Origin of the sequence: Shinella zoogloeoides (assembly GCF_030733845.1) — a bacterium.
Lineage (GTDB): Bacteria > Pseudomonadota > Alphaproteobacteria > Rhizobiales > Rhizobiaceae > Shinella > Shinella zoogloeoides_C.
Map to the genome: position 1 here is coordinate 234,218 of NZ_CP132312.1, position 23,283 is coordinate 257,500.

23 protein-coding genes (1 of these 23 running past the window's edge) are annotated in these 23,283 nt (G+C 66.1%); 6 read left to right on the forward strand and 17 right to left on the reverse strand.

Annotated elements, in window-relative coordinates; genetic code table 11:
- Positions 1 to 6: 6 nt before the first annotated feature.
- The 4 genes from Q9316_RS21580 to Q9316_RS21595 form a co-directional block, all read right to left on the reverse strand.
- Positions 7 to 1,629 (reverse strand): 5-guanidino-2-oxopentanoate decarboxylase, encoded by a 1,623-nt coding sequence (locus tag Q9316_RS21580; RefSeq protein ID WP_306035793.1) that lies wholly within the window; start codon positions 1,627 to 1,629, stop codon positions 7 to 9.
- Positions 1,630 to 1,633: 4 nt separating this feature from the next.
- Positions 1,634 to 2,587: an agmatinase gene (gene speB, locus Q9316_RS21585; RefSeq protein WP_306035794.1), complete on the reverse strand. Its 954-nt coding sequence runs from the start codon at positions 2,585 to 2,587 to the stop codon at positions 1,634 to 1,636.
- A gap of 96 nt (positions 2,588 to 2,683) precedes the next feature.
- Positions 2,684 to 3,556 carry a universal stress protein gene (locus tag Q9316_RS21590; RefSeq protein WP_306035795.1) on the reverse strand — a complete coding sequence of 291 codons (873 nt, stop codon included), beginning with the start codon at positions 3,554 to 3,556 and terminating at the stop codon, positions 2,684 to 2,686.
- Complete coding sequence (locus Q9316_RS21595; protein ID WP_306035796.1) at positions 3,553 to 5,046, reverse strand: APC family permease; 1,494 nt, start codon at positions 5,044 to 5,046, stop codon at positions 3,553 to 3,555. Before Q9316_RS21595 ends, Q9316_RS21590 begins: the two co-directional genes overlap by 4 nt.
- A gap of 274 nt (positions 5,047 to 5,320) precedes the next feature.
- On the opposite strand from Q9316_RS21595, the gene Q9316_RS21600 reads away from it, so the two are divergent.
- Positions 5,321 to 5,863: an Lrp/AsnC family transcriptional regulator gene (locus Q9316_RS21600; RefSeq protein ID WP_306035797.1), complete on the forward strand. Its 543-nt coding sequence runs from the start codon at positions 5,321 to 5,323 to the stop codon at positions 5,861 to 5,863.
- 18 nt (positions 5,864 to 5,881) lie between these two features.
- Positions 5,882 to 6,796, forward strand: a complete 915-nt coding sequence (locus tag Q9316_RS21605) for a carbon-nitrogen hydrolase family protein (RefSeq protein WP_306035798.1) — start codon at positions 5,882 to 5,884, stop codon at positions 6,794 to 6,796.
- Here Q9316_RS21605 and Q9316_RS21610 read toward each other — a convergent pair whose 3' ends face one another.
- The 5 genes from Q9316_RS21610 to Q9316_RS21630 all read right to left on the reverse strand — a co-directional run bounded on the left by Q9316_RS21610 (position 6,797) and on the right by Q9316_RS21630 (position 11,891).
- Positions 6,797 to 7,729 carry a phosphatidate cytidylyltransferase gene (locus tag Q9316_RS21610; protein ID WP_306035820.1) on the reverse strand — a complete coding sequence of 311 codons (933 nt, stop codon included), beginning with the start codon at positions 7,727 to 7,729 and terminating at the stop codon, positions 6,797 to 6,799.
- Positions 7,729 to 8,379, reverse strand: coding sequence for a lysophospholipid acyltransferase family protein (locus tag Q9316_RS21615; protein ID WP_371878043.1), 651 nt, complete (start codon positions 8,377 to 8,379; stop codon positions 7,729 to 7,731). The genes Q9316_RS21610 and Q9316_RS21615 overlap by 1 nt, the downstream gene beginning before the upstream one ends.
- The gene (locus Q9316_RS21620) at positions 8,376 to 8,744 is read right to left on the reverse strand and encodes a hypothetical protein (RefSeq protein WP_443096512.1); all 369 of its coding nucleotides are present in this window, start codon (positions 8,742 to 8,744) and stop codon (positions 8,376 to 8,378) included. The genes Q9316_RS21615 and Q9316_RS21620 overlap by 4 nt, the downstream gene beginning before the upstream one ends.
- 68 nt (positions 8,745 to 8,812) lie before the next feature.
- Positions 8,813 to 10,147, reverse strand: a complete 1,335-nt coding sequence (locus Q9316_RS21625) for a phosphatase PAP2/dual specificity phosphatase family protein (protein ID WP_306035801.1) — start codon at positions 10,145 to 10,147, stop codon at positions 8,813 to 8,815.
- A gap of 7 nt (positions 10,148 to 10,154) precedes the next feature.
- The gene (locus Q9316_RS21630) at positions 10,155 to 11,891 is read right to left on the reverse strand and encodes a bifunctional alpha/beta hydrolase/class I SAM-dependent methyltransferase (RefSeq protein ID WP_306035802.1); all 1,737 of its coding nucleotides are present in this window, start codon (positions 11,889 to 11,891) and stop codon (positions 10,155 to 10,157) included.
- A 120-nt stretch (positions 11,892 to 12,011) separates the two neighbouring features.
- Here Q9316_RS21630 and Q9316_RS21635 point away from each other — a divergent pair, with 120 nt between their 5' ends.
- On the forward strand, positions 12,012 to 12,608 hold the full coding sequence (locus Q9316_RS21635; protein ID WP_306035803.1) for a CDP-alcohol phosphatidyltransferase family protein: 597 nt from the start codon (positions 12,012 to 12,014) through the stop codon (positions 12,606 to 12,608).
- Here Q9316_RS21635 and Q9316_RS21640 read toward each other — a convergent pair whose 3' ends face one another.
- From Q9316_RS21640 to Q9316_RS21675, 8 genes are all read right to left on the reverse strand, one after another.
- Positions 12,609 to 13,925 (reverse strand): replication-associated recombination protein A, encoded by a 1,317-nt coding sequence (locus tag Q9316_RS21640; RefSeq protein WP_306035804.1) that lies wholly within the window; start codon positions 13,923 to 13,925, stop codon positions 12,609 to 12,611. It abuts the gene before it with no gap.
- 128 nt (positions 13,926 to 14,053) lie between these two features.
- Entirely contained in the window at positions 14,054 to 14,824 is a 771-nt protein-coding gene (locus Q9316_RS21645; protein ID WP_306035805.1) for an ABC transporter ATP-binding protein, read from the reverse strand.
- Between the two features lie 9 nt (positions 14,825 to 14,833).
- Entirely contained in the window at positions 14,834 to 15,808 is a 975-nt protein-coding gene (locus Q9316_RS21650; RefSeq protein WP_306035806.1) for an ABC transporter substrate-binding protein, read from the reverse strand.
- A gap of 33 nt (positions 15,809 to 15,841) precedes the next feature.
- Positions 15,842 to 16,687, reverse strand: a complete 846-nt coding sequence (locus tag Q9316_RS21655) for an ABC transporter permease (RefSeq protein WP_306035807.1) — start codon at positions 16,685 to 16,687, stop codon at positions 15,842 to 15,844.
- 9 nt (positions 16,688 to 16,696) lie between these two features.
- Complete coding sequence (locus tag Q9316_RS21660; protein ID WP_306035808.1) at positions 16,697 to 18,049, reverse strand: LLM class flavin-dependent oxidoreductase; 1,353 nt, start codon at positions 18,047 to 18,049, stop codon at positions 16,697 to 16,699.
- Positions 18,050 to 18,164: 115 nt separating this feature from the next.
- A complete protein-coding gene (locus tag Q9316_RS21665) occupies positions 18,165 to 18,707 on the reverse strand; it encodes a flavin reductase family protein (protein ID WP_306035809.1) in 543 nt (180 codons plus the stop codon).
- Between the two features lie 181 nt (positions 18,708 to 18,888).
- Positions 18,889 to 19,281 (reverse strand): RidA family protein, encoded by a 393-nt coding sequence (locus tag Q9316_RS21670; protein WP_306035810.1) that lies wholly within the window; start codon positions 19,279 to 19,281, stop codon positions 18,889 to 18,891.
- Between the two features lie 66 nt (positions 19,282 to 19,347).
- Positions 19,348 to 20,436 (reverse strand): D-TA family PLP-dependent enzyme, encoded by a 1,089-nt coding sequence (locus Q9316_RS21675; RefSeq protein WP_306035811.1) that lies wholly within the window; start codon positions 20,434 to 20,436, stop codon positions 19,348 to 19,350.
- Positions 20,437 to 20,561: 125 nt separating this feature from the next.
- Between Q9316_RS21675 and Q9316_RS21680 the strand changes: the two genes are divergently transcribed.
- From Q9316_RS21680 to repB, 3 genes are all read left to right on the forward strand, one after another.
- Positions 20,562 to 21,191: a hypothetical protein gene (locus Q9316_RS21680; RefSeq protein ID WP_306035812.1), complete on the forward strand. Its 630-nt coding sequence runs from the start codon at positions 20,562 to 20,564 to the stop codon at positions 21,189 to 21,191.
- Between the two features lie 292 nt (positions 21,192 to 21,483).
- A complete protein-coding gene (repA, locus tag Q9316_RS21685; protein ID WP_371878044.1) occupies positions 21,484 to 22,686 on the forward strand; it encodes a plasmid partitioning protein RepA in 1,203 nt (400 codons plus the stop codon).
- A gap of 2 nt (positions 22,687 to 22,688) precedes the next feature.
- Positions 22,689 to 23,283: the 5' portion of a plasmid partitioning protein RepB gene (repB, locus tag Q9316_RS25720; protein ID WP_371878045.1), read on the forward strand. 2,933 nt of this gene lie beyond the right edge of the window; only the first 595 of its 3,528 coding nucleotides appear in the window; the start codon lies at positions 22,689 to 22,691; its stop codon lies beyond the right edge, outside the window.

A 23,283-nucleotide genomic window follows, 5' to 3' on the forward strand; every position in this document is an offset into this window, starting at 1 on the left:
TTCGCCTCACGCCGTCAGCGCATCGGCAAGCGGGGAGCCTGCCTGGATTTCGATCACGGTGGGCACCTTGCGGGTGGCGGAGGCCTTGAGTTCGCCTTCGAGTTCCGCAAGGGAGGCCGGGCGCGAGGCTTCGCAGCCGAGCGCCTTTGCGAGGCCGACGAAATCGGGCGTGAAGATATCGACGCCGATCTGCGGGATGTCGCGCTCGGCCATGAAGGCCTTGATCTCGCCGTAGCTGGTGTTGTTCCAGATGACGACGGCCGTGGCGATGCCCGCTTCCACGGCGCTCGCCAGTTCCTGCACGGAGAATTGCAGGCCGCCGTCGCCGATGAGGCAGACGGAGGGACGGTCCGGCGCGCCGAGCTTGGCGCCGAAGGCGGCCGGCAGGCCGTAGCCGAGCGTGCCGTAGCCGGTGGAGGAGTTGAAGAAGGAACGCACCTGCGGCGCCTGGTAGAACTGATTGACCGCGTAGACCGGTTCGGTCTGGTCGCCGGCAACCGTCGCATCGGGCAGCGCGCGGGTGACGATCTCCATCAGCCTGCCATGGGTGCGGCAGGCGGGCCACAGGCCGGCGGCCACCTTTTCACGGACTGCCTTCGCCCGCGCCGCTCCGTCGCCTGTCTTGCGGGTTTCGCCAAGAGCGGCGTCGAGGCTGGCGGCGGCGAGTTTTGCGTCGGCGGCGATCGGCACGTCGCAGCGAAGGCCGGTGACGATCTGCGCCGGGTCGATGTCGATGCGGATGAGCGGGCCGCCGAAGGTCAGCGGCTTCGGCTCGGGATACATCTCCGTCTCGCCGAACTCCGTGCCGATGGCGAGGATCGCGTCGCTTGCCGCAAGCTCGTCGAGCAGCGGCTGCATGCTGAGATTGCCGGTCATGGTCAGCGCATGGCCGGGTTTCAGGATGCCGCGGCCGTTGATCGTCATGAAGACGGGGGCGTCGAGCTTTTCGGCGATGGCCGTGATTTCCGCCGCCGCATCGGCGGCACCGCCACCGGCGACGATCATCGGACGCTTGGCGGCCTTGAGGATCGATGTTGCTTTCTCGATGGCCGAAGGATCTGCGGCGGCGCGGCCCGGCAGCGGCCAGGCGTCCGCGGAGAGGTGCTCCGCTTCGGCGACGATCACGTCGAGCGGGATTTCGATATGGACGGGGCGCGGGCGCCCGGAATTGAACACGGTGAAGGCGCGCGCCATCACCTCGGGAAGCTGAGCGGGATCGAGCAGCGTGTGGCTGAAGGCGGCAACACCGGCCACGAGATTGCGCTGGGAGGGCAGTTCATGCAGCCGCCCCTGCCCCATGGCGAGCTCTGCGCGCGAATTCACCGCCGAGATGACCAGCATCGGCACCGAATCCGCATAGGCCTGGCCCATAGCGGTGGCGATGTTGGTCATGCCCGGGCCGGTGACGATGAAGCAGACACCCGGCTTGCCCGTCACGCGCGCATAGCCGTCGGCCATGAAGCCCGCGCCCTGTTCGTGGCGCGGCGTGACGTGGCGGATCTTCGTGGCCGGCAGGCCGCGATAGAGTTCGACCGTGTGGACGCCCGGGATGCCGAAGATCAGTTCGACGCCGTAGGATTCCAGGAGACGGACGAGGTATTCGCCGGTGGTGAGACGGGTGTCTGCCATGATGTTATCGCCTCTGCACGCCCGGAAGGACGCAAAGCATTTCAAAGAGAAGGTTGGCCGCCGTGATCGCCGTGTTGCCCGAGGGATCGTAAGGCGGGGAGACCTCGACGAGGTCGCAGCCGACGAGGTTGAGGCCCCAGCAGCCGCGGATGATCTCCAGCGCCTGGATCGTGTTGAGGCCGGCGATCTCGGGCGTGCCGGTGCCGGGCGCGATCGACGGATCGAGGCTGTCGATGTCGAAGGAGAGATAGACCGGGCGGTCGCCCATCTGCGCGCGGACTTCCTCCATCAGCGGCGTCAGCGACTTGTGCCAGCACTCTTCCACCTGCACCACGCGGAAACCCTGCTCGCGCGACCAGTCGAAATCGTCGGCGGCATAGCCCGTGCCGCGCACGCCGATCTGGATGCAGCGCTTGGTGTCGAGCACGCCGGCCTCGACCGCGCGGCGGAACGGTGTGCCGTGGGCGATCGGCTCACCGAACATGTGCTCGTTGATATCGGCATGGGCATCGACATGGATAAGGCCGACGGGGCCGTGTTTTTCCGCCATCGCCCGCAGGATCGGATAGGAGAGCGTGTGGTCGCCGCCGAGCGTCAGCGGGATGCAGTCGTTCTTGATGATGTCGCGATAGGCATCGGTGATGATGTCGATGCATTTCGGCAGGTTGAACGTGTCGATCGCGACGTCGCCGATATCGGCGACCTGCAGGCTTTCGAAGGGGGCGGCGCGGGTCGCCATGTTGTAGGGGCGGATCATGCAGCTCTCGGTGCGGATCTGCCGCGGCCCGAAGCGCGTGCCCGGCCGGTTCGACGTGCCGATATCCATGGGAATGCCGACGAAGCAGGCGTCGAGCCCTTCCGAGGTCGGCTGCGTCGGCAGGCGCATCATGGTGGCGGGGCCGCCAAAGCGCGGCATTTCGTTGCCGCCCAGCGGCTGGTTGAAGGTCTTTGTCGTCATCTGTTTTCCTCCGGCGGGGCGGTGTTTCACGTCTTTTGCCCCGACCTGACTGCACTCTACGAGACTTGCCCGAACGGCTGGAATACCCCTTTTCGATTATTCTTCGGCCCGGGGCAGGATAAGGCAGGGCACGGGCGCGTTGTGCACGATCTTGCGGGCGTTCGAACCGAGGAAGACGCGCAGGATCGGCCCGAGCTTGCTGGAGCCGAGCACGAGCAGTTCTCCCTCCTCCCAGGAGAGCGACTCGAAGGCGGCCTTCCAGGTCGGCCCGTCCGCGATTTCGGCGGACAGGCCCTTCTGATCCGCCAGCAGGGCCGTCTGGGCATCCCGCGCCTGTTCGCGCAGCACGTTGGAAACGAACTGCTCCGCGTCGTAGCCCGCGCCCGTCGGGTACATCTGCTTGTCGCGCACCACGAAGGTCACGAGACGGAGCGGAACCGTGTATTCCCGGGCCAGTGCGGCGCTGCGCGCGACGATGCCGGGTGCCGAAGACGAGCCGGAATAGGCGGCGCTGAGCCGTCGTACAAGGGTCCCGGGCCCGGCCGAATAGCCGTGCGGCGCCACGGCGATCGGCAGATGCGCCGAGCGCAGCAATTCCGTCGTCACGCCGCCCTCGCCGAAATAGCCGAGCGGCGCTTCGCGTGCCGAGCCGAGCACGAGGCAGTCGGCCCCGATATCCGAGGCGGCCCTGATCAGGCCCTCGCGGGCCGAAGGGGCGGAAACGGCCATGAACTCGGCGGTGACGTCGGCGGGCAGCGCCGCTTTCGCCTCTGCCTGAACCGTTACCGTGTGGCGGGCGAGGAAGCTGCCATATTCGCCGTCGACGCGCGCCGGCGAGGGATGCCCCCAGGTGTCGGGCGTCACGGTGCAGGCGAAAAGCGAGGCCTTGCAGGACCGGGCGAGCATCGCGCCCAGCGCCAATGCCTCCTGTCCGCCCTGGTCGGCGGAAAGTCCGACGAGGATCTTCATTCCGCTGCCTCGCCGAGGGCATCCGGCTTTTCAAGCCGCGAATTGCGGGCGGAATAACCGAAATAGACGAGCGCCGCGATCGCGACCCAGACGCCGGTGATGGCGTAGACCATCCAGCTCAGCTTGAAGATCAGGTAAAGGCAGGCCGTGATGGAGAGGATCGGCAGGACGGGGCCGAAGGGCACCCGGTAGCCGCGCGGCATGTCCGGCTGCGTATACCGCAGGATCAGGACGCCGGCCGAAACCACGGTGAAAGCGGTGAGTGTGCCCATGCTGGTCAGGTCCCACAAGAGGCCCGAGGGCACGAAGGCGGCGATCAGCGAGACGAAGATCGCGACGATGATCGTGCAGGCGACCGGCGTCATGCTGCGCGGATCGACCTTGTGGAAGATCGAGGGCAGAAGGCCGTCGCGCGAGACCGCGAAGAGGATGCGCGACTGGCCGTAGAGCACGATCAGCGTCACGGAGAAGATCGAGATCACCGCGCCGGCGGCAAGCAGGTTTGCCGGCCAGGCGGCGCCCGTGAGGTTCTGCAGGATGGTGGCAAGGCCGGCTTCCTGGCCCTCGAAGGCGCCGGCCGGCTGCACGCCGAGCGCCGCGAGGGCGACAAGCACATAGAAGCCGGTAACGATGACGAGCGCCGAGATGATGGCGATCGGCAGGTTGCGCCGCGGGTTGACCACTTCCTCGCCCGCCGTGGAAACGGCATCGAGGCCGACGAAGGTGAAGAAGATGGAGGCCGCGGCCGCCTGTACCCCGCCGAAGCCGCTTTCATTGAAGAAGGGCGTGAAGTTGGCGCTGTTGAAGGCGCTTCCGGCGATCACGATGAAGAGCGCGAGCACGGCGAGCTTGACCAGCACCATGATGGCGTTGGCGCGGGCCGATTCCTTCGCGCCGCGCAGCAGCAGGACGCAGCAGAGCATGACGAGGATGACGGCCGGCAGGTTGATGATGCCGGAGCCTTCCTGGAAGAAGGCCATGGCGAAGGGATGATCGCCATCGACGATGGTGATCGGCCCCTTGATCATCCAGCCAGGCAGCACGATGCCGGTGATGTTGAAAAGCAGCTTCTCGACATATTCGGCCCAGCCCACCGCAACGGCGGCGGCGGAGATGCCGTATTCCAGCACCAGGCAGGCGGCGACGAAGAAGGCGATGCCCTCGCCGAGCGTCGCATAGGCATAGGAATAGGAGGAGCCCGAGACCGGGATCATCGAACTCATTTCCGCATAGCAGAGCGCCGAAAGGCCGGCCGCGACCGCCGCGATGACGAAGGAGATGACCACTGCGGGCCCGGCAACCGGCACCTGCTCGCTCAGCACGAAGAAGATACCCGTGCCGATCGTCGCGCCGACGCCGAACATGATCAACTGGAACAGCGTGATCGAGCGCCCGAGATGGCCGTGTCCGTCACCCGCGCCCGACGTGTCGGCCACGAGCCGGTCGACCGGCTTCTTGCGCGTGATCTGCTCAAGGATAGATGATGCCATCGTTCTCCCCTCCGATGTCCTCCAACATGGCAAACTGTAGCGCCGGGCGCGGCAAAGGTGCTGCCGTATTTCTGTCGTCTTCCGGCACTTGCTGCTGCGTGCCATGCCCTTTGCGACAGTTTTTATCGCCGGTGCCCGGGGTCTTGCGGGGGAGCCGCAATGTGGTCCGGAGGCCAGCTTGACAGGGTCGGAACAAACGTATCCTTATGGTTCGAGGCTTCGGGCCACGCTCATCGGGAGGCCGCATGGCCCGGTCCATGCAGGGGGCGAGTGAATGAAGGATGAAGACGGGTCGATCCGGCTCGATCAGATCGACTTGCGCATTCTGGCATGTCTTCAGGCCAATGCGCGCGTGACGAACCAGGAACTGGCCGATGCCGTGGGCCTCTCGCCGAGCCCCTGCCTTCAGCGCGTCAAGCGCCTCGAAAAGGCCGGCGTTATCAACAGCTACCATGCCAGCATCGATCTCGCGAAGGTCTGCCGCCATGTGGACGTCATCGCCGCGGTGACGCTCAACAGCCATGGTCTGGAGGATTTCGAGATCTTCGAGAAGATGGTCGAGGAGATGCGCTACGTGGTGGAATGCACCAAGGTCAGCGGTCCGATCGACTATCTCGTGCGCTTCGTCTGCCCTGATATCGGCTCCTACCAGATGCTGTCGGATGAGCTGCTGCGGCTCGGTCCCAAGATCGGCAACCTCTCCAGCTATATCGTGCTCAAATCGAGCAAGCGCTACCGCGGCGTCGCCTTCGACGATCTGGTCTCCCCCTCGCCCCGGGGCGTGCCGGCGCGGCCCGCGCCACGCGCGGGCAAATAGTTTCATCGAGATCTGGAAATGATGTCAGGCTCCCTTTCCGACGCAAGCGTCCTGCCGACCTCCACCGGCCGCCGGGAAAATACCCGCTTCCTGATCGCAGGCGTCCAGATGCCCGTACCGATCTCCGGCCGCAACATCCCGGCGATGACGATCGAGATCGAAAAGACCATGGCGCTCTATCCGGGCACGGACATGATCGTCTTTTCCGAGCTTGCCATGCACGGTCCGCTGCATGCCTGCGCGGCGGAGAACCCGGCGGCGGACGAAGCCGTTTTCCAGGCGCTCGCCGCGAAGCACCGGGTGTGGATCATTCCCGGCAGCTACTTCGTGCACCGCGACGGCAGGACGTACAACCACTCCATCGTCATCAACCCGGACGGCGAGGTCGTCGGGCGCTATGACAAGATGTTCCCCTTCATGCCCTTCGAGGCGGGCGTGACGGGCGGGACCGACTTCCTGATCTTCGACGTGCCGGATGTGGGCCGTTTCGGCCTTTCCATCTGCTACGACATCTGGTTCCCCGAGACGACGCGCACGCTGACGTCGGCGGGCGTGGAGGTGCTCATCCATCCCGTGCTGACCGGTACGACGGACCGCAAGGCGGAGCTTGCCATCGTGCAGGCGACGGCGGCGATGTTCTCCTGCTATGTCGTCGACGTGAACGGGCTCGATGCCGGCGGCGTCGGCCGCTCGCTCGTGGCCGATCCGACCGGCAATGTCGTGCACCAGTGCGGCCAGGTGACGGAAATCTTCCCGATCAACATCGATCTCGGCCTGGTGCGCCAGGTGCGCGCGGAAGGGGCCAACGGCCTCGGCCAGGTGCTGAAATCCTACCGCGACCGCACCGTTACCTTCTCCACCTACGAGAATGGCGGCGCGTCGGCCTATCTCGACAGCCTCGGGCCGCTTGTGCCGATGCCGAAACGGCGTTGATCACGTCCAGGTGTAGCGGACGATGTGGAAGAAGACGGGCGCGGCGAAGACGAGGCTGTCGGCCCGGTCCAGCATGCCGCCATGGCCCTCGATCATATGGCCCCAGTCCTTCACCCCGCGGTCGCGCTTGATGGCGGAGGCGACGAGGCCGCCGAAAAAGCCCATGATGCAGGCAAGGCCCGCAAGGACACCCGCCTCGACCGGCGAGAAGGGCGTCAGCCAGTAGAGCCCGGCGCCGAGCAGGGACGCGCTCGCAATGCCGCCGACCAGTCCCTCCCAGGTCTTCGAGGGCGAGATGTTCGGCGCGACCTTGTGCCGGCCGAACAGCTTTCCGAAGATGTATTGCAGCACGTCGCTGCCCTGCACGGTCGCGATCAGGAAGGCGATGAGCAGCAGGCCGCGTCCCTCGTTGCCCGGAATGGGCAGCGTCACCAGCGCCGGCACATGGCTGATGCAGTAGACGGACAGCATGATGCCCCATTGCTGCTCGCTGACCCGTTCGAGGAAACGGGAGGTGTCGCCGCGGATCGCCGTCAGCGCCGGCATGGCGAGGAAGCAGTAGACCGGGATGAAGATCGCGTAGAGCCCGTACCAGTCGATCCAGATCAGGTAATATTGCACCGGTATGACGATGAGGAACATGCCGATGAGCGTCCAGCGGTCGGCATGGCGGGTATTGGTAAGCGTCACATATTCGCGCAGCGCCGCGAAGGAGACGAAGGCGAAGAGCAGGATCACGCCGCCTGTGCCGAACAGGAAGGCGAGGCTGATGCCCGCCACCATGATCCACCAGGCCTTGATGCGCGCATTGAGGTTTTCGAGCGTGGAGGGCAGCGGCTTGGCGCTACGGTAGGACAATACCCCTGCAACGACGCTCGCCGTGACGAGCACGGCGACAAGGCCGAGGGCGAGGCGTGTGGTGTCGTCGCTGATCAACGGGTTCCATCCTTCCTGGGCGCAAGCGCCAGCAGCGCCTGCCTTGCACGATCGAGAAACACTTTGCGGTCCTCCCCTTCCTCCAGCGCGACCGGTGCGCCGAACACGACGCGGCAGAGCAGCGGCACCGGCAGCACCGCGCCCTTGGGCAGCACGCGGGACATGTTCTCGATCCAGCAGGGTACGAGCTCGACATTCGGACGCGCGGCGGCGAGATTGTAGAGGCCGGAGCGGAAGCGCAGCAGCGGCTCCTCCGTCATGTTGCGCGTGCCTTCGGGGAAAAAGATCAGGGACTGGCCCGCATCGAGCGCGGCGAGCATGACCTGCATCGGATCGGCTGTGCGCTCCACCCAGTTGCGCTCGACGAGGACCGTCCGCAGCATCCTGCCGGAAATGAAGCGGCGGACGGGGTCGGCGTTCCAGTAGTCGGCGCCGGCCACGGCGGCGGTGCGGCTGCGCTCGGCGGGATGCAGGCAGGTCGAGACCAGGATGAAGTCGCCATGGCTGGCATGGTTGGCGAAATAGATCCGCTGCCGGCCGTTCGGCGCGGCGCCGGCCCAGATCGGCCTGACGCCGGTGACGGCGCGCGAAAGGCCGGCGAGCAGCGCGCCGGACACGGTTTGCAGGAGGGAAGCGCCGTTGCTCAACACAGGCCCGCTCCATCCACCGTGTCGAGCAGCAGCACGGCGTAGAGCAGCCCGCCCACGATCAGCGCGATCCGCTGTTTCCAGATGAGCCGGCGGCATCCCGCAAGGCGAGCGTCGAGCGGCGCGGGCGCGCCGCCGCGGCTGCGAAGCCCCATGCGGGCGAGCACGTCGTCGATGGCAGCAAGTCCGGTGGTTTCTTCCTCGTGGGATGCGGCGAGCCGGAACAGCGCGGCATCGAACAGGAGATGCACCGACAGCGCGAGCGGCAGCAGGCAGAAGAAGAGAAGCAGCCACCAGGCGAGCGGCCCGGTAAAGCCGTGCGCACCCGCCGTCGGCGGGGCCACGGCGAGAATGAGGAGTGCCATCGCTCCGCCGGCAAGGGCGTTACGGCGGAGGCGCCGGGCGGCATCGGTCGCGCGGGTCTTCCACTCGGTCATCGCGCCGCCTCTTCGATGCGGGCATAGGCCTCGAAAGGAAGATGGACGGGCCTTCCCGCCACCTTGATCTGGGCGACGGCCGCTGCGGCATTCCCGGCATGCCCCGCCCGGACAAGGGCGCAGGCCGCGACGACGGCGCTGCGCTGGAAACCGAGCGCGCAGCAGATCAGGACCGGGCCGTGGCGGCGCGCCTCCTCGACCACCAGGGCCGCATCGCGGATGCGGGCGGCGGGAACGGGAATGAGGTCGAGCGAGGGGAAGGCGCGCCAGGCAAGGCCCGCCACGGCAAGGCCGGGCAATTCCGCCGCCATGTCGATCACGGCGACATAGGTCGAAAGCTCATGGCGCCTCGGGACGCGGCCGAGGAAGATGCCGTCCGCGATCTCGGTCGCCGCCGGAAGCCGCCGGGTCCACCAGCGGACATTGAGCCGTGCGCCGGCCCGGTAGGGCATGAGCAGCCAGCGGCTTGCGAGGGTAATCCGGCCATCCGCCTGCTTCTGGAACACCGCCGTCCCGGCGCCGGCATAGCCGAGCGCGACGATGGCGAGGGCAAGGGCCGGCCAGAGGAGCAGCAGGCCGGCGCCGGAATCGCGCGTCGCCAGCACGGTCAGCACGAGAAGCGCCGCCGCGCCCGCGGCATAGCAAGTTGCCAGTCGCCAGGCCTTCGGATCGTCCGTCAGTCGAAAGCCGGCGAGTGGCGAGGGTTTTCGCGGCGGAAACAGCCAGAGGGCGAAGAGGCCGAGCAGCGCGCCGGTGGGAATATCGATGATGTGGTGCTGCCGCGTCGTCAGCACGGAAAGGCCGATCAAGAGACTCCAGACGTGCCAGAGCGCGAGCCCCGCCCCGCGCAGCCGGCCGCGCCAGTGATCCCAGATGATGACGAGCAGTGCGATATGCAGCGACGGCGCCTGGTTGAACGGCTTGTCGAAGCCGCCGAGGACATCGAACATGAAGCCCGGCAGGCCGTCCGTTTCCGGCCGCACGAAAATCGCCTGCAAGGGAAAGGCGATGAAGCAGGCGACGGCGACGATCTGCGCTGTGAGGTAGCGCCGCGCCAGCCGGCCGACCTCCTCCGGTGTCTCGTTGACGAAGAGCGACAGCGCGTAGAAGGCGTTGATCGACCAGTAGGGAACGATCGTCCAGGCGATGAAGGGGATATACCGTTCCCAGCCGAAGGCGAGGTTCGGCACGTCGGCGCGCAGCGAGGCCAGCCAGTTCGCCGTGCCGTAGGTGAGGTAGAAGAACGGCGCGAGGACGGCGAGCCAGAGCGCCGCCGCGCGGAAGACGGCGCGACGGTCGACGGCCGGAACGGATGCAACCCCCTCCCCCATGCGGTCCTCAGATGCGCTCCGCCAGAGACACGGTGAAAATCCCCCATTTGTCGATGCGCTGCTCGATCTTGCGGAAGCCGGCGGCGGCGACGAGCTGGTCCATTTCCTGCTGGGTGCGCCGGCGCATGATCCAGGCCTCGCCGCCGCGATGCGATGTCAGCGCCCGCGCGATCATCTCAAGCTGCGGGTGCCAGGGCTGGCCGGTGTAGATCAGCAGCGATCCGGGTTCCAGCGCCCGCGACAGGCCGGCCAGCGAGGCTTCGATCTGGCCATTGTCGGGGAAGAGTTCGTAGAGGCCGGAGACGATGGCGAGGGTCGGCTTCGGATCGACGGCGGCGAGCCCTTCGGTGTCGAACGCGTCCGCCCGGTGGAAGGATGCGACCTCCCGCAGGCCGCGTTCGTCGATCAGCGCGCTGCCCTTCTCCACGTTGATTGGCGAATAGTCCTGCAGGCGGATGCTTTCGGGCTTTGCCGGCGAGCCGATCACCGCGTCCAGCACATAGCGTCCGTGCCCGGCGGCGATGTCGAGCACGCGGAGCGGCTTGTCTTCCGCCTTGAGGCGCGCGAGCGCCTTGCCGATCAGCTCTTCCAGATGGATTTTCCGCTGGCGGATGCCGCGCCAGCCGATGGCATCGAGGAATTGCCGGTCGATCAGCCGTCCGCCCGGTCCGAGGCCGCGCGGCTCGTCTTCGTAGACGTAGTCCAGCGTCGAGCCGGAATCGAAGCCGGTGCGGATGCCTGTCTTGATGCCGTTGGAAAACAACCCGCCGAGGCGTATGGAGGCCCGCGTCATTGCCCAGTAGAGCCCGCGCGGCGAGAAGAGCGACAGCGGGGTCGCCAGACGATCGGCCTCGTCGCGGGTATAGCCGGAAAGATGCGCCCGCCGCACATCCGCCACGACCGGCGGCTCCGCGAAACGGGCCGTGATGAAGGCGCGGACCTTGTCCAGCGCCTTGGCGCGGTCCCGCTCGCCGAGCGTGTCGTGATAGAAGCCGGGCAGGATATGCCGCTCCTTGATCGTGCTGCCGAGATTTTCGAAGAAACGGTGCTGCGGCTCGTGGCGCACGACGAAATCGCTTCCGGAGATGAGAAGCTGCGTCGGCACGGTGATGGCGCGCGCGTCGGCGACCACCCGGTCGGCCGCCTCGTAGAGTTCCAGAAGGATATTGGAGGCGATGGGACGGGTTATCAGCGGATCGGCTTCGAAGGAGGCGATGCGCTCCGGATCGTGCGTCAGGAAGCGCGCCTTGACGTAGGAATTGACGAAGAACGTGCCCTTCAGCTTCTGCCAGAGCGCGATGCCTTGCCTTGCGAAGGGCACGTAGAGCTTGACGTCGAAGGCGGGCGAGGCGAGCACCAGCGCGCGGATGTCAGGCGCATAGTCGTGCACCCAGGTGGCGGCCAGCACGGCGCCGACGCTCTGCGCGACGACGGCGATCTGGTCCATGGCGAACCCGCCCGTCTCCCTTATATGGCGCACGAAGCTGTCGAGATCGCGCACCGAATGGGCGAAGGACGGCGAATGGCCGCGCTCGCCGGGCGAGCGGCCGTGCCCGCGCGCATCCCAGGCGTAGATCGAAAAATCGTCGAGGCCGAGTTCCTCGGCGATATGGGCCACCCGGCCGCTATGCTCATGGCCGCGGTGCAGGAGCACGATCGCGCCCTTCGCCGTGCCGGAGCGGGCGGGCCAGAAGCGGTAGAAAAGCTCCACGCCGTCATGGCTCGCAAACGCCGATTCCATCATGCTGTCTCACCCCTCATGCAGATCTCACTTCCCCTATACGGATGAGCAGCGATGTTTGCAGTTGATTTCATGGCGTTGGGTCTTCATTTGTTGAACGCAATCCAGCGGATTCGAGCGTTCATGTCGATCTATAAACTGAAATCATCCTTTCAGAGCCTGCTTCGTCCACTGGTAGGGCGTCTGGCCGGCATGGGGCTCACGGCCAATCAGGTGACGCTGGTGGCGGCCGTCGTTTCCGTCGGGATCGGCGCGCTTCTCCTCGCCCGGCCCGAGCCGGCGCTCTTCGCGCTCGTCCCGGTCTGGATGTTCCTGCGCATGGCCTTCAACGCCGTCGACGGCATGCTGGCCCGCGAGCATGGCCAGAAAAGCGCGCTCGGCGGCTATCTCAACGAGATCGCGGATGTCGTTTCGGATGCCGCACTCTATGTGCCTTTCGCGCTGATCGCGCCCTTTTCCCTGCCCTGGCTGGCGGCGATCATCTTCCTCGCGACGCTGACGGAGTTCGCAGGCGTGCTCGGCGTCGCCCATGGCAATGGCCGGAACTACGAGGGGCCGATGGGCAAGAGCGACCGGGCGCTGCTCTTCGGCGCGCTGGGCGCGCTGGTGGCGGGCTTCGGCACGCTGCCGGAATGGACGTGGCACATCCAGCCGATGGCCTGCGTGCTGCTCGCCTGGACGGTCGTCAACCGCGTCCGGGCCGGCCTTGCCGAAACCTGACTAGCGTTTGTCGCCAAACCGGCGCGGCGTCGGTCGGCCGGTCACCTGCTCCCAGTGCTCGTCGGCGCGCCGCTCGAAGGTCGCGGCATCGCGCGCGTCGCTCTGGTAGAAGGCGCCGCGGGCAACGTCCGGGGCATAGACCTGATCGCTCCAGCCGCGCCCGTCGTCGTGCGGGAAGGCGTAGCCGACATGGCCGAGCGCCGCCGCGCCCTTGTAATGCGCATCGCGCAGATGCATCGGCACGGAGGACGGCGCTTCGTTCGCCACATGGGCAAGCGCCAGCGATATGCCGCGGCAGGCGGCGTTTGATTTCGGCGCGCGGGCGACGTGCAGAGCGGCATGGGCGAGCACGATCTGCGCTTCCGGATAACCGATCTTCTCCACCGCATGCAGCGCCGCGACGGCGGTCTGGAGGGCGGTGTTGTCGGCGAGACCGACGTCCTCAGAGGCGTGGATCATGATGCGGCGGGCGATGTAGCGCGGGTCCTCGCCGCCGTGGATGAGCCGGGCAAGCCAGTAGAGCGTCGCGTCGGGATCGGAACCGCGCATCGATTTCACGAAAGCCGAGACGACGTCGTAATGCGCATCGCCCGAGCGGTCGTGATTGACGGGCGCGGCGGCATAGGCTTCCTCGACCATCGCTTCCGTGACGATCACGGGCTCGCCTGCCGCGTGGCCGACCGCAAGGCTTTCCAGCACCGTCAGCGCGCGGCGGGCATCGCCGCCCGAGCGGCCGGCGATCCGGCGCAGCATGGCCGGTTCCAGCCGAACCTCGATGCCCCGGTCGGCGAGATGACGGAGGCCGCGCCGGACCACTTCCTCCATCTCCTCGATGGCCAACGGCTCCAGCTTGAGGATGGTCGAGCGCGAGATGAGCGCGGGCGTCAGCGTGTGGTAGGGATTGCCGGTGGTCGCGCCGATGAAGTCGGCAACGCCTTCCTCGCAGAGCGCCAGAAGGTGATCCTGCTGGGTGGCGCTGAAGCGATGCACCTCGTCGGCGAAGAGCAATGTCGGGCGCATGCGCGCCTCGTCCGCGATCTTGCGGATATCGGCGACGTTGTTGTGCGCGGCGTGCAGCGGACGGAAATTCTTGCCGAGCATGTTGCCGATGGCGCGGGCGATCGACGTTTTGCCGAGGCCCGGCGGGCCATAGAGGATGATGCTGCCGAGCCGCCCGGCCGCGATGCGTCGTCGCAACATCGTACCGGGGCCGATGACCTTTTCCTGCCCGATCACGTCGTCCAGCGTCGCCGGGCGCAGTTCAGCGGCAAGGGGCATCGAGCCGGTGCGCGGCGCGGCGTCGAAAAGATCGGTCATGGCTGCCCCCGTCGAAAGATTGTCCGTTCCGGCCGGGCTTCGCGAAAAAGGACCCGCTCGCCCGGCCGGATGACGTTCGTCTATCGGCCGGAGCAGGCAGGGTCAAAGGCATTTGTGGATGATTGCGGTCAATGCAGCCCGAAGAGGTTCAGCAGTTCCTCCCGGTGGCGCACGAATTCCGGCGCGCTGCGGTCACGCGGGCGCGGCAGGTCGATCTCGATCAGCCGCGGCGCCGCGTTCTTCTCGCGCGGCAGGATGAGGATGCGGTCGGCTAGATAGATCGCCTCCTCCAGATCGTGGGTGACGAGGATGGTGGTCACGTCCTCGTCGCGCCAGATGCGGGTCAGCTCCTGCTGCATGCTGATCTTCGTCATGGCGTCGAGTGCGCCGAGCGGCTCGTCGAGCAGCAGGATTTCCGGCTGGACGGCAAGGGCTCGGGCAATGCCGACACGCTGCGCCATGCCGCCGGAAAGCTGGCGCGGATAGGCGTTCTCGAAGGACTGAAGCCCGACGAGCTGCACATAGCGGCGGGCCCGGCTTTTCGCCTCCTCGCGGCCGACGCCGCTCGTGTCGAGCCCGAAGGCGACGTTTTCCAGCACCGTCAGCCAGGGCAGGAGGCGCGGCTCCTGGAAGATGACGGCGCGCTCCGCCCCGACGCCCCTGACGGCCTTGCCGTCGATCAGCACCTCGCCGCCATCGGCATGGTCGAGCCCGGCGAGGATGCGCAGCAGCGTCGTTTTGCCCGAGCCGCTGGCGCCGACGATGGCAAGGCTCTCGCCGGAGCGGATATTCAGGTTGACGTCACTGAGGACCGGCAGTGGCTTGCCGTTGAGGGTGAAGGATTTCGAGAGGTGACGGATCGTCACCTCTCCGCGAACGGTTTGGGAGGTAAGGCTCATGGTCGTTCCTCAGTTCGTCGCCGCGTCGGGCGAATAGAGCACGTCCTTGGCAGCGAGCTGGCCTTCCTTCAGTTTGCCCTCGCGCACCAGCACGTCGATCCAGAACTGCACGTCGCGCTCGGCGGGCAGGCCCCCGGCGCGCACGCCGTAGCCGCGGAAATACTGGGCGATATCAGGATTCTCGCCGCGTGCCTTCAGCGTCTTGGCAAGGATGTCCCGGGTTTCCTGCGGATGTTCACGGGCATAGTCGAGCGCGCGGGCGGACTGCTCGACGAAGATCTTCGCCGCCTCCGGATGCGCCTTCACGAAGTCGCGTCGCAGCACCACGAAGCCGCCGGCGATTTCTCCGAGGACTTCCGTATCGCCGAAGACGGCGCGCAGACCGCCATTCTTGCGCGCCACGCCCTCGAAGGTCGTCTGCCAGTAGCCGAAGGCGGAGATATCGACCTGGCCGGAACGCAGGACCTGCTCGAGCTGCGGCCCCGGCACGACGATCTGGTTGGCGGCGTCCGTCGGCAGGCCGACCGAGTGCAGCGCCTCGCGGATCGTGTAGTCGAGATGGGCGCCGAGCGTGTTGACGGCGATGCTCTTGCCGGCGATGTCCTTGATCGACTTGATGGGGCTGTCTTCCAGGACGTAGAAGATCGACTCCACTTCCTTGTTGATGCCGTTCGAGGGATAGGCCGCGACGAAGTCGTTGCCACTGACGATGGAATTGAGAACGGCGGAGGTGGCGGCGCTGCCGATCTCCACGTCGCCGGAGGCGAGCGCGATCAGCGAAGCCGGGCCGCCGCCGGCATAGCCGACATTTTCGAGCGTGATGCCGGTTCCGTCGAAATAGCCGAGTTCTGCGGCCAGCTCATGGGCGGCGAGGCCGCCCTGGCTGGCCAGGAAGCGGAGCTTGACGTCTTCTGCCGAGGCATTGGCGGCAAGGCCTATGAAGAGGGCTGCGGAGAGGAGGAGCTTGCGGGAATGGAAGGTCATGTCGGGTGTCCTTTGGAAAAATGAGGAGGAGGTTCAGGCGCCGGGCTGCGACCAGCGGCATAGCTTGCGCTGGAGAAGGACGAGCACGGCATTGGCGGCAAGGCCGAGAAGTGCCAGCAGCAGGATCGCGGCGAACATCAGCGGGATCTGGAAATTGTACTGGGCGTTCATCACTTGGAAGCCGATGCCCTTGTTGGCACCGATCATTTCGGCGGCGATGAGCAGCAGCAGGGCCGTGGTGGCCGAGAGGCGCAGGCCCACGAAGATCGCCGGGACCGAGGCCGGCAGCACGACGCGGCGGAAGATCGTCAGGCGGCTCGCCCCATAGGTCCGCGCCATCTCGATGAGCTTCCTGTCCACTTCCTTCACACCGCCGATGGTGGAGAGCAGGATCGGAAAGAGCGTCGCCCAGAAGATGACGAAGACCTTCGACGTTTCGCCAAGCCCGAGCAGCAGTATGAAGACGGGATAGAGAGCGAGCGCCGATGTCTGGCGGAAGAACTGGAGCAGCGGATCGAGCGCCTGTTCGACGATGCGCGCCTGCCCCATGACGAGGCCGAGCGGAATGCCGATGGCAACCGCAGCGGCGAAGGCAATGCCGGAGCGCTGGAGGCTGATGGCGATGTCATCGACGAGCGCGCCGCTCGAAAGACTGTCCCAGAGGGCCGAGGCGATCACGTCGAGCGGCGGGAAGACGGACGGGTTGACCCAGCCCTGCGTACTCGAAATCTGCCATAGGGCGAGGAAGGCGATCACCAAGCCGTAGCGGGCGATGAACGGGGAGACGGCCGCGTTCACCTTTGCCGTAAGCGCGGGCGGTGGGCGCTTTGCGAGGCGGAAGTCCGCGCCGAGGGTGGAGTTGACGTTTTCGTAGGACATGGTCGTCTCCTATTCCGCCGCCTGGACGGCCGTGCGGGCGCCGGCCCAGCGATTGACGGGAAACGGCAGGCCGAGGTTTTCGCGCAGGGTCGTGCCCTCGTATTGCGTGCGGAACAGGCCGCGGCGCTGCAGTTCGGGGATCACCAGATCGACGAAATCGTCGAGCGCGGTCGGCAGCCAGGGCGGCAGGATGTTGAAGCCGTCGGCGGCCTCGTTCTCGAACCATTCCTGCAGCGTATCGACGATCGTTTCGGGCGTGCCGACAATGGTGAAGTGGCCGCGCGCGGTGGCAACCCATTGATAGAGCTGACGGATCGAGAAATTGTTCTCGTCCGCGATCTGGCGGATGAGCGCCTGGCGGCTCTTCATGCCCTCGGTCGGCGGGGCGGGCGGCAGGGGGCCGTCGACGTCGTAGCCACGCAGGTCCAGCGTGCCGCCGGTGAGGCCGTTGAGCAGGCCGACGCCATCTTCCTCGAGGATCAGCGATGTCAGGCGCTCGTATTTCTCCTGTGCTTCCTCCAGCGTGCGGCCGACGAAGGGTGCGAAACCGGGCATGACGAGGATGTGGTCCGGGCTGCGTCCGAGGCCGCGGGCGCGTGCCTTGATGTCGCGGTAGAATTCCTGCGCCGTCTCGATGTGCTGGTGCGCCGTGAAGATTACTTCGGCGGTCGCGGCGGCCAGTCCGCGGCCGTCCTCGGACTGGCCGGCCTGCACGATGACCGGATGCCCCTGCGGCGACCTGGGAACGTTCAGCGGCCCGCGCACCTGGAAATGCTCGCCGCGATGCTCGCTCTCATGCAGCTTCTGCGGATCGTAGAAGACGCCGGTCTTCTTCTCACGGATGAAGGCGTCGTCTTCAAAGCTGTCCCAGAGCTTCCTGACCACCTCGACATGCTCGGCGGCGCGGCGATAGCGCGCGGCATGAGGAAGCTGGGTGTCGCGGTTGAAGTTCTGCGCGGTCGGATCGCCCGTCGTCGTCACAACGTTCCAGCCGGCCCGCCCGCCCGAGAGGAGATCCAGCGAGGCGAATTTGCGTGCGGTGTTGTAGGGCTCCTCATAGGTCGTGGAGGCCGTGGCGATGAAGCCGAGATTTTTGGTGAAGGGGGCGAGCGCGGAGAAGAGCGTCACAGGTTCGAAGCCCGCCACGCGGGCATTGCCGCCTTCCCTTGCGCCGCCGAAGCCGACGGCGAGGTTGTCGGCCAGGAAATAGGCGTCGAAGAGGCCGCGTTCGGCCGTCTGGGCGAGCTGCTTGTGGAATTCGAGGCTGGTTGCGCCGTCCACCGGCTGGTCGGGGTGCCGCCATGAGGCGATATGCTGCCCGCCACCGGGAAGGAATGCGCCGAGCCTGATCTTGCGTGTCATCTCATGTCCTTTCGTTTTCCTGAAAGGCGGCCGGCATGCGGCCGCAAGTCTTCGGTCCCGCCGGCGGCGGGTTCATGCATTGCAAATTGGATGATTGGCCGGTGCCGCTTAGCCCTTAGCGGGCAAGGGCATGATAGCGGCCGTCCTGATAGAGCAGCGAGTGGCCGGCGCCGATGCGGATCGCCAGAACCTTGCCGATGACGATGACATGGCTGTGCCGCTCGATCGCCTCTTCGACCGCACAATCGATCGCCGCGACCGCATCGACCAGCAGCGGTGCGCCGCTGACGGCAGTGGTCCATTCCGCGCCGCGGTAGCGGTCGGGGCCGCGCAGGCCGCCGCGGCCGGCGAACTGGTTGGCGAGCGCTTCATGGTCCGCACCGGCGATGTTGATGCCGAAATGGCCGAAGCGCTCGACGACGGGCCATGTGGAGGAGGTGCGGTTGAGGGAGATGAGCATGCGTGCCGGCTCGACCGAGAGCGCCGTCGCCGAGGTGACGGTGGCGCCCGTCCGGGCCTCCCCTTCCCCCGCCGTGATGATGCTGACCCCGCCGCCAAGCGTGCGCAGTGCCGCCTTCAGGCTGTCGGCATCGGCCGGGTGATCGAGCAGTGCCTTGCTTGCGATGCTGAAATGCGTGTTTTCGACATGGGCGTTCATCGTTCCCGCTCCGCTGGTGACCCCTGATGTTCATAGGGATAGCAAACGAAAACGGGTGGCAGCAGGCACGGATTTCTTAAATCTACTATTTTTATAGAAAATATGCTCATTGGCTGGTCGGCCTCTGGCATCTCTTCCAGAAAGCCGGAAAGGACGCCGCGAAGACCGCGGCGCCGCTCGCTCAGGCAGGCTTGCGCCGCGCCGCCATGGCCGTCACCTCGACCTTCATGCCGGGATCGGCAAGCGCGCTGACGCCGACGGCGCAACGGACCGGATAGGGCTTCTTGAAATAGGCGCAATAGACCTTGTTGAAGGCCGGGCGGTCGGCCATGTCGGTGAGGTAAATCGTCAGGTGCAGCACGTCGGCAAGGGTGCTGCCGGCCTTTTCCAGCGAAGCCTTGAGGCTCTCCAGTGTCGCAATGCTCTGCGTCCTGATATCGCCGGTCTCCAGCGATCCATCCGCCCGCAGCGGAATATGCGTGGTCATCAGCAGGTTGCCGAGGCCGGCGACGTCGGAGGAGATTTCGCTCTCGTCGGTATCCTCGATGAAGAAGGGCGTGTCGTGGTCAGCCATCGATGTCTTTCCTGTCATTGGTGCGGCCGGCGAAACCGCCGGCCTTCTCTTTCGCGTTGGGAAGCCTCACCAGACCGTGCCGCGCGCCGCGACGTCTTCCACGCGCGTGACGATCCCGTCGCGATGGAAGACCATGCGGTCGAACAGGTTGCTGACGACGCAGGTATGGTTGGGCACGATCTTCACGAGGCCGCCGACCGGCGGGAACGTATCCCGGCAGGCCGCGATGTCGACTACCGCATGCTCCTCCGACAGCGAAACGATGCGCGCGCCCTCGAAGCCCTCGATCTCGCCGAAGTCGCTGAAGCCGAGCAGATCGGAAGTCAGCGCCTTCGAGCCGGCGTCGAGGACGGCGCGGCCCTCCGCGGGGCGCGAGACGACCGTGGCGAGGACATGCATGGCAAGGTCGTCCCGGCTGCATTCGCCGGCGCGCACCATGCTGCGGTCGTTGTAGACATAGGTGCCGGCGCGATGCTCCGTCGCGGAGGGCACGAGATGGGCCTTGTAGAGGTCCGGCGAGCCGCCGCTGGAGCGGACCGGGCAATCAATGCCCCTGGCGGCAAGAAGCGCCATCGTCCCGGTGATGAAGGCTTCGACCGCCTCCGCGCCGCCCGGTGCCGGATAGGTGAGGATGCCGCCGAAATTCAAGGCGGGCGCGGCCGCGATGCGTTCGGCGAGCTGCGCGGCGGCTTCCGGCGTCTGCACGCCGCACCGCTTGCCGCCCGTATCGCATTCGACGAGCACTGTCAGTGGACGCGCCGCGTCGAAGGCGCCGGCCAGCCCGTCGACCGTCACGGCGCTGTCGGCGACGACGCTGAGATGCGGCACGCGCTCATGCAGTGCCCGCAGCCGGGCGAGCTTCGCCGCGCCGAGAATGTTGTAGGTGATCAGGATGTCCGTGAAGCCGGCATCGGCGAAGACGGTTGCCTCGCTTATCTTCTGGCAGTTGATGCCGACCGCGCCGGCCTCTTGCTGCGCCTTCGCGACGGCGACGATCTTGTGCGTCTTGATGTGCGGGCGGAAAGCCTTGCCGTGCTGGTCGATATAGGCCTGGGCGCGGGCGATATTGGCGGCGAGCCGGTCTTCGTCGATGACGGGCATGGGGGTTGCGACCTGATCGAGCGGCGTGCCGGCTTCGGGCCAGGGAGACTGCATGGGGAACCTTCGATTGCTTCGGCGCCGGCCGAATCCGGTAGCGCCCGTTGATGACGCCCGCCACTATGGTACGAATGGCGGCAAGAAGAAATCGGAAACCGAGCGCCGTTCAGGCAGGGCACACCATGCCGCTTCAAAATCGCGTCACCCCCTTCGGCGAGATCGTCGCCATCGATCAGCGCGGCCTTTTCACCGGCAATCGCGGTATCATCCATGATCCGGCAACGCGGACGCTCCTTGCCAAACGCTGGGCGAGCAAGGCCTGGCTGATCTGTGCCTGCGACTTCAAGGGGCGGCGCCGCACCGTGATGGGCGGCCGGAGCTGGACGGAGCTGTTCTTCCTCGATGAGGCCGTGGCGCTAGCGGCCGGCCACCGCCCCTGCTTCTTCTGCCGCCGGGAAGCGGCAGAAGGGTTTCGCGCGTGCTGGGCGTCGGCAAGAGGGGAAGCGCTTCCCGCTGCCGGTGCGATCGACGCCGTTCTGCACGGCGAACGCCTGATGCACCGGACAAAGCGGCTGCATCCATTCACTGGCCCGCCGGCCGCCCTTCCCGGCGGCGCGGTGGTTGCCGTCGGGAAGGAGGTGTTCACGCTTCGCGCGGGGCTGGCGTATCGCTGGACCATTGCGGGTTATGCTGCGCCACAACATCTCGACCATGCCGACGGGCTTCTCACCCCGCCCTCGACGGTGCTGGCGCTGCGTGCGGGATATCGGCCGGTATTTCATCCCTCGGCCGAATCAATAGACGGTGGATAGAGCTCCCCGAGGCCTGTTTGCGGCCGCCATTCTGCGCTAGAACGGAAAAAGAGTTGAGTTCGACCGTCCGTCTCGGACGGTTTTGTGGTATATTATAAGGACCGCCGCAGGCGATTGTGACGGCCTGTGCCTGAAAATGGCAACGATCAAGCGGATAGAGGCCAGCGTAGGGCGCCTCACCGCTACATTTCGTTAACCATTAATTCCTTGCTCTAACATCAGAATCGGTTCTAAATGCGATTTAATCCTTCATATAGGCTTGAAATCGCATCTTGAGATTCTGGACATGAATATGGCCGCAACGTTCGGGCAGGCAATTTCCGAGGTCGATCAACTGATCATCGGACAGGCGCACGAACTGTCAGATAAGCTGAAGCAGCACCGGCTGGAAATGTTCCCGCCCGTCGCGCAAAAGAACCTGCGCCAGTTCCAGCTGAGCGAGGCCGCGCATTTTCTCGGCGTCACCAGCGGCTACCTGCGCAATCTCTCGCTCGAATCCAAGGGGCCGCTGCCGCAGGTCACGCCGTCCGGCCGCCGCTCCTACACCGCCGAGCAATTGCAGGAGATGCGTGAATATCTGGAGCAGAACAGCCGCGGTCAGCGCTATGTGCCGCGCCGGCGCGGGGCCGAGCACCTTCAGGTCATCGCCGTCGTGAACTTCAAGGGCGGTTCCGGCAAGACGACGACGACCGCGCATCTTGCCCAGCATCTCGCTCTGACCGGCCATCGTGTCCTCGCCGTCGATCTCGACCCGCAGGCAAGCCTTTCGGCGATCCACGGGTTCCAGCCGGAATTCGACGTCAACGAGAACGAGACCCTTTACGGCGCCATCCGCTACGACGACCAGCGCCGGCCGCTGAAGGAGATCATCCGCAAGACGAATTTCCCCGGTCTCGACATTGTGCCGGGCAACCTCGAACTCATGGAATTCGAGCACGACACGCCGCGCGTCCTGGCACAGGGCAACAGCGGCGATTACGGCCGCATCTTCTTCGCCCGTCTCGACGAGGCGCTCTCCTCCGTCGCCGACGACTACGACGTGGTGGTGATCGACTGCCCGCCGCAGCTCGGCTTCCTGACGATGAGCGCGATTTGCGGCGCGACGGCGGTGCTGATCACCGTGCATCCGCAGATGCTCGACGTCATGTCGATGTGCCAGTTCCTGCAGATGCTGGGCGAGGTGCTGAACACGCTGAAGAGCGCGGGCGGCAACATGAACCTCGACTGGCTGCGCTATCTCGTGACCCGCTACGATCCCGCGGACGGACCGCAGACGCAGATGGTCGCCTTCATGCGTTCGCTGTTCAAGCAGCATGTGCTGACCAGCCCGATGGTGCGAAGCGTCGCCATCGCGGATGCGGCGCTGACCAACCAGACGCTCTACGAGGTGGACCGCAGCCAATTCACGCGGGCGACCTACGACCGTGCGCTGGAATCCATGGAGGCGGTCAACGTGGAAATCGTCGATCTCATTCACAAGGCATGGGGGCGTTGATCATGGCGCGCAAGAACGTTCTTTCCAACCTGATAGCACCGGCGTCGGAAAAGTTGACGCCGGTAAACCCGGTTCAGGACGAGCCGCGCCAGCACGTTACCTACAAGGGCATCGGCGCTCTCGGCGCGGTGACCCGCAGCATCGACGCGTTGGCCGCCAAGGCGGACGCGGCCAAGGAGATCGAGGCGAAGCTGACGGCCGGCGAGGTCGTCATCGAGCTCGAACCCGACCAGATCGAGGAATCCTTCATTTCCGATCGCCTCGTGCATTCCGACCAGCAGTTCCAGGAGCTCGTCGAGGCGATGCGCGTGCGTGGGCAGGATTCGCCGATCCTCGTGCGCCCGCACCCCACGAAGGACGGCACCTACCAGATCGCCTTCGGCCACCGTCGCGCGAAGGCCGCCCGCCTGCTTGGCCGGCCGGTCCGCGCCGTCGTCAAGGCTCTGTCCGACCGCGACCATGTCATCGCCCAGGGGCAGGAGAACAGCGCGCGCGCGGATCTCTCCTTCCTCGAGCGGGCGACCTTTGCCGGGGAACTGGAGACGCGCGGCTTCGATCGCGAGACGATCATGGCGGCGCTCAGCGCCGACAAGACGA

Excerpts from the sequence above, each read along its gene's own strand:
- Q9316_RS21580 (WP_306035793.1), bottom strand. The coding sequence starts at position 1,629 with ATGGCAGACACCCGTCTCACCACCGGCGAATACCTCGTCCGTCTCCTG.
- speB (WP_306035794.1), bottom strand. The coding sequence starts at position 2,587 with ATGACGACAAAGACCTTCAACCAGCCGCTGGGCGGCAACGAAATGCCG.
- Q9316_RS21590 (WP_306035795.1), bottom strand. The coding sequence starts at position 3,556 with ATGAAGATCCTCGTCGGACTTTCCGCCGACCAGGGCGGACAGGAGGCA.
- Q9316_RS21595 (WP_306035796.1), bottom strand. The coding sequence starts at position 5,046 with ATGGCATCATCTATCCTTGAGCAGATCACGCGCAAGAAGCCGGTCGAC.
- Q9316_RS21600 (WP_306035797.1), top strand. The coding sequence starts at position 5,321 with ATGAAGGATGAAGACGGGTCGATCCGGCTCGATCAGATCGACTTGCGC.
- Q9316_RS21605 (WP_306035798.1), top strand. The coding sequence starts at position 5,882 with ATGATGTCAGGCTCCCTTTCCGACGCAAGCGTCCTGCCGACCTCCACC.
- Q9316_RS21620 (WP_443096512.1), bottom strand. The coding sequence starts at position 8,744 with ATGGCACTCCTCATTCTCGCCGTGGCCCCGCCGACGGCGGGTGCGCAC.
- Q9316_RS21625 (WP_306035801.1), bottom strand. The coding sequence starts at position 10,147 with ATGGGGGAGGGGGTTGCATCCGTTCCGGCCGTCGACCGTCGCGCCGTC.
- Q9316_RS21630 (WP_306035802.1), bottom strand. The coding sequence starts at position 11,891 with ATGATGGAATCGGCGTTTGCGAGCCATGACGGCGTGGAGCTTTTCTAC.
- Q9316_RS21635 (WP_306035803.1), top strand. The coding sequence starts at position 12,012 with ATGTCGATCTATAAACTGAAATCATCCTTTCAGAGCCTGCTTCGTCCA.
- Q9316_RS21640 (WP_306035804.1), bottom strand. The coding sequence starts at position 13,925 with ATGACCGATCTTTTCGACGCCGCGCCGCGCACCGGCTCGATGCCCCTT.
- Q9316_RS21645 (WP_306035805.1), bottom strand. The coding sequence starts at position 14,824 with ATGAGCCTTACCTCCCAAACCGTTCGCGGAGAGGTGACGATCCGTCAC.
- Q9316_RS21650 (WP_306035806.1), bottom strand. The coding sequence starts at position 15,808 with ATGACCTTCCATTCCCGCAAGCTCCTCCTCTCCGCAGCCCTCTTCATA.
- Q9316_RS21655 (WP_306035807.1), bottom strand. The coding sequence starts at position 16,687 with ATGTCCTACGAAAACGTCAACTCCACCCTCGGCGCGGACTTCCGCCTC.
- Q9316_RS21660 (WP_306035808.1), bottom strand. The coding sequence starts at position 18,049 with ATGACACGCAAGATCAGGCTCGGCGCATTCCTTCCCGGTGGCGGGCAG.
- Q9316_RS21665 (WP_306035809.1), bottom strand. The coding sequence starts at position 18,707 with ATGAACGCCCATGTCGAAAACACGCATTTCAGCATCGCAAGCAAGGCA.
- Q9316_RS21670 (WP_306035810.1), bottom strand. The coding sequence starts at position 19,281 with ATGGCTGACCACGACACGCCCTTCTTCATCGAGGATACCGACGAGAGC.
- Q9316_RS21675 (WP_306035811.1), bottom strand. The coding sequence starts at position 20,436 with ATGCAGTCTCCCTGGCCCGAAGCCGGCACGCCGCTCGATCAGGTCGCA.
- Q9316_RS21680 (WP_306035812.1), top strand. The coding sequence starts at position 20,562 with ATGCCGCTTCAAAATCGCGTCACCCCCTTCGGCGAGATCGTCGCCATC.
- repA (WP_371878044.1), top strand. The coding sequence starts at position 21,484 with ATGGCCGCAACGTTCGGGCAGGCAATTTCCGAGGTCGATCAACTGATC.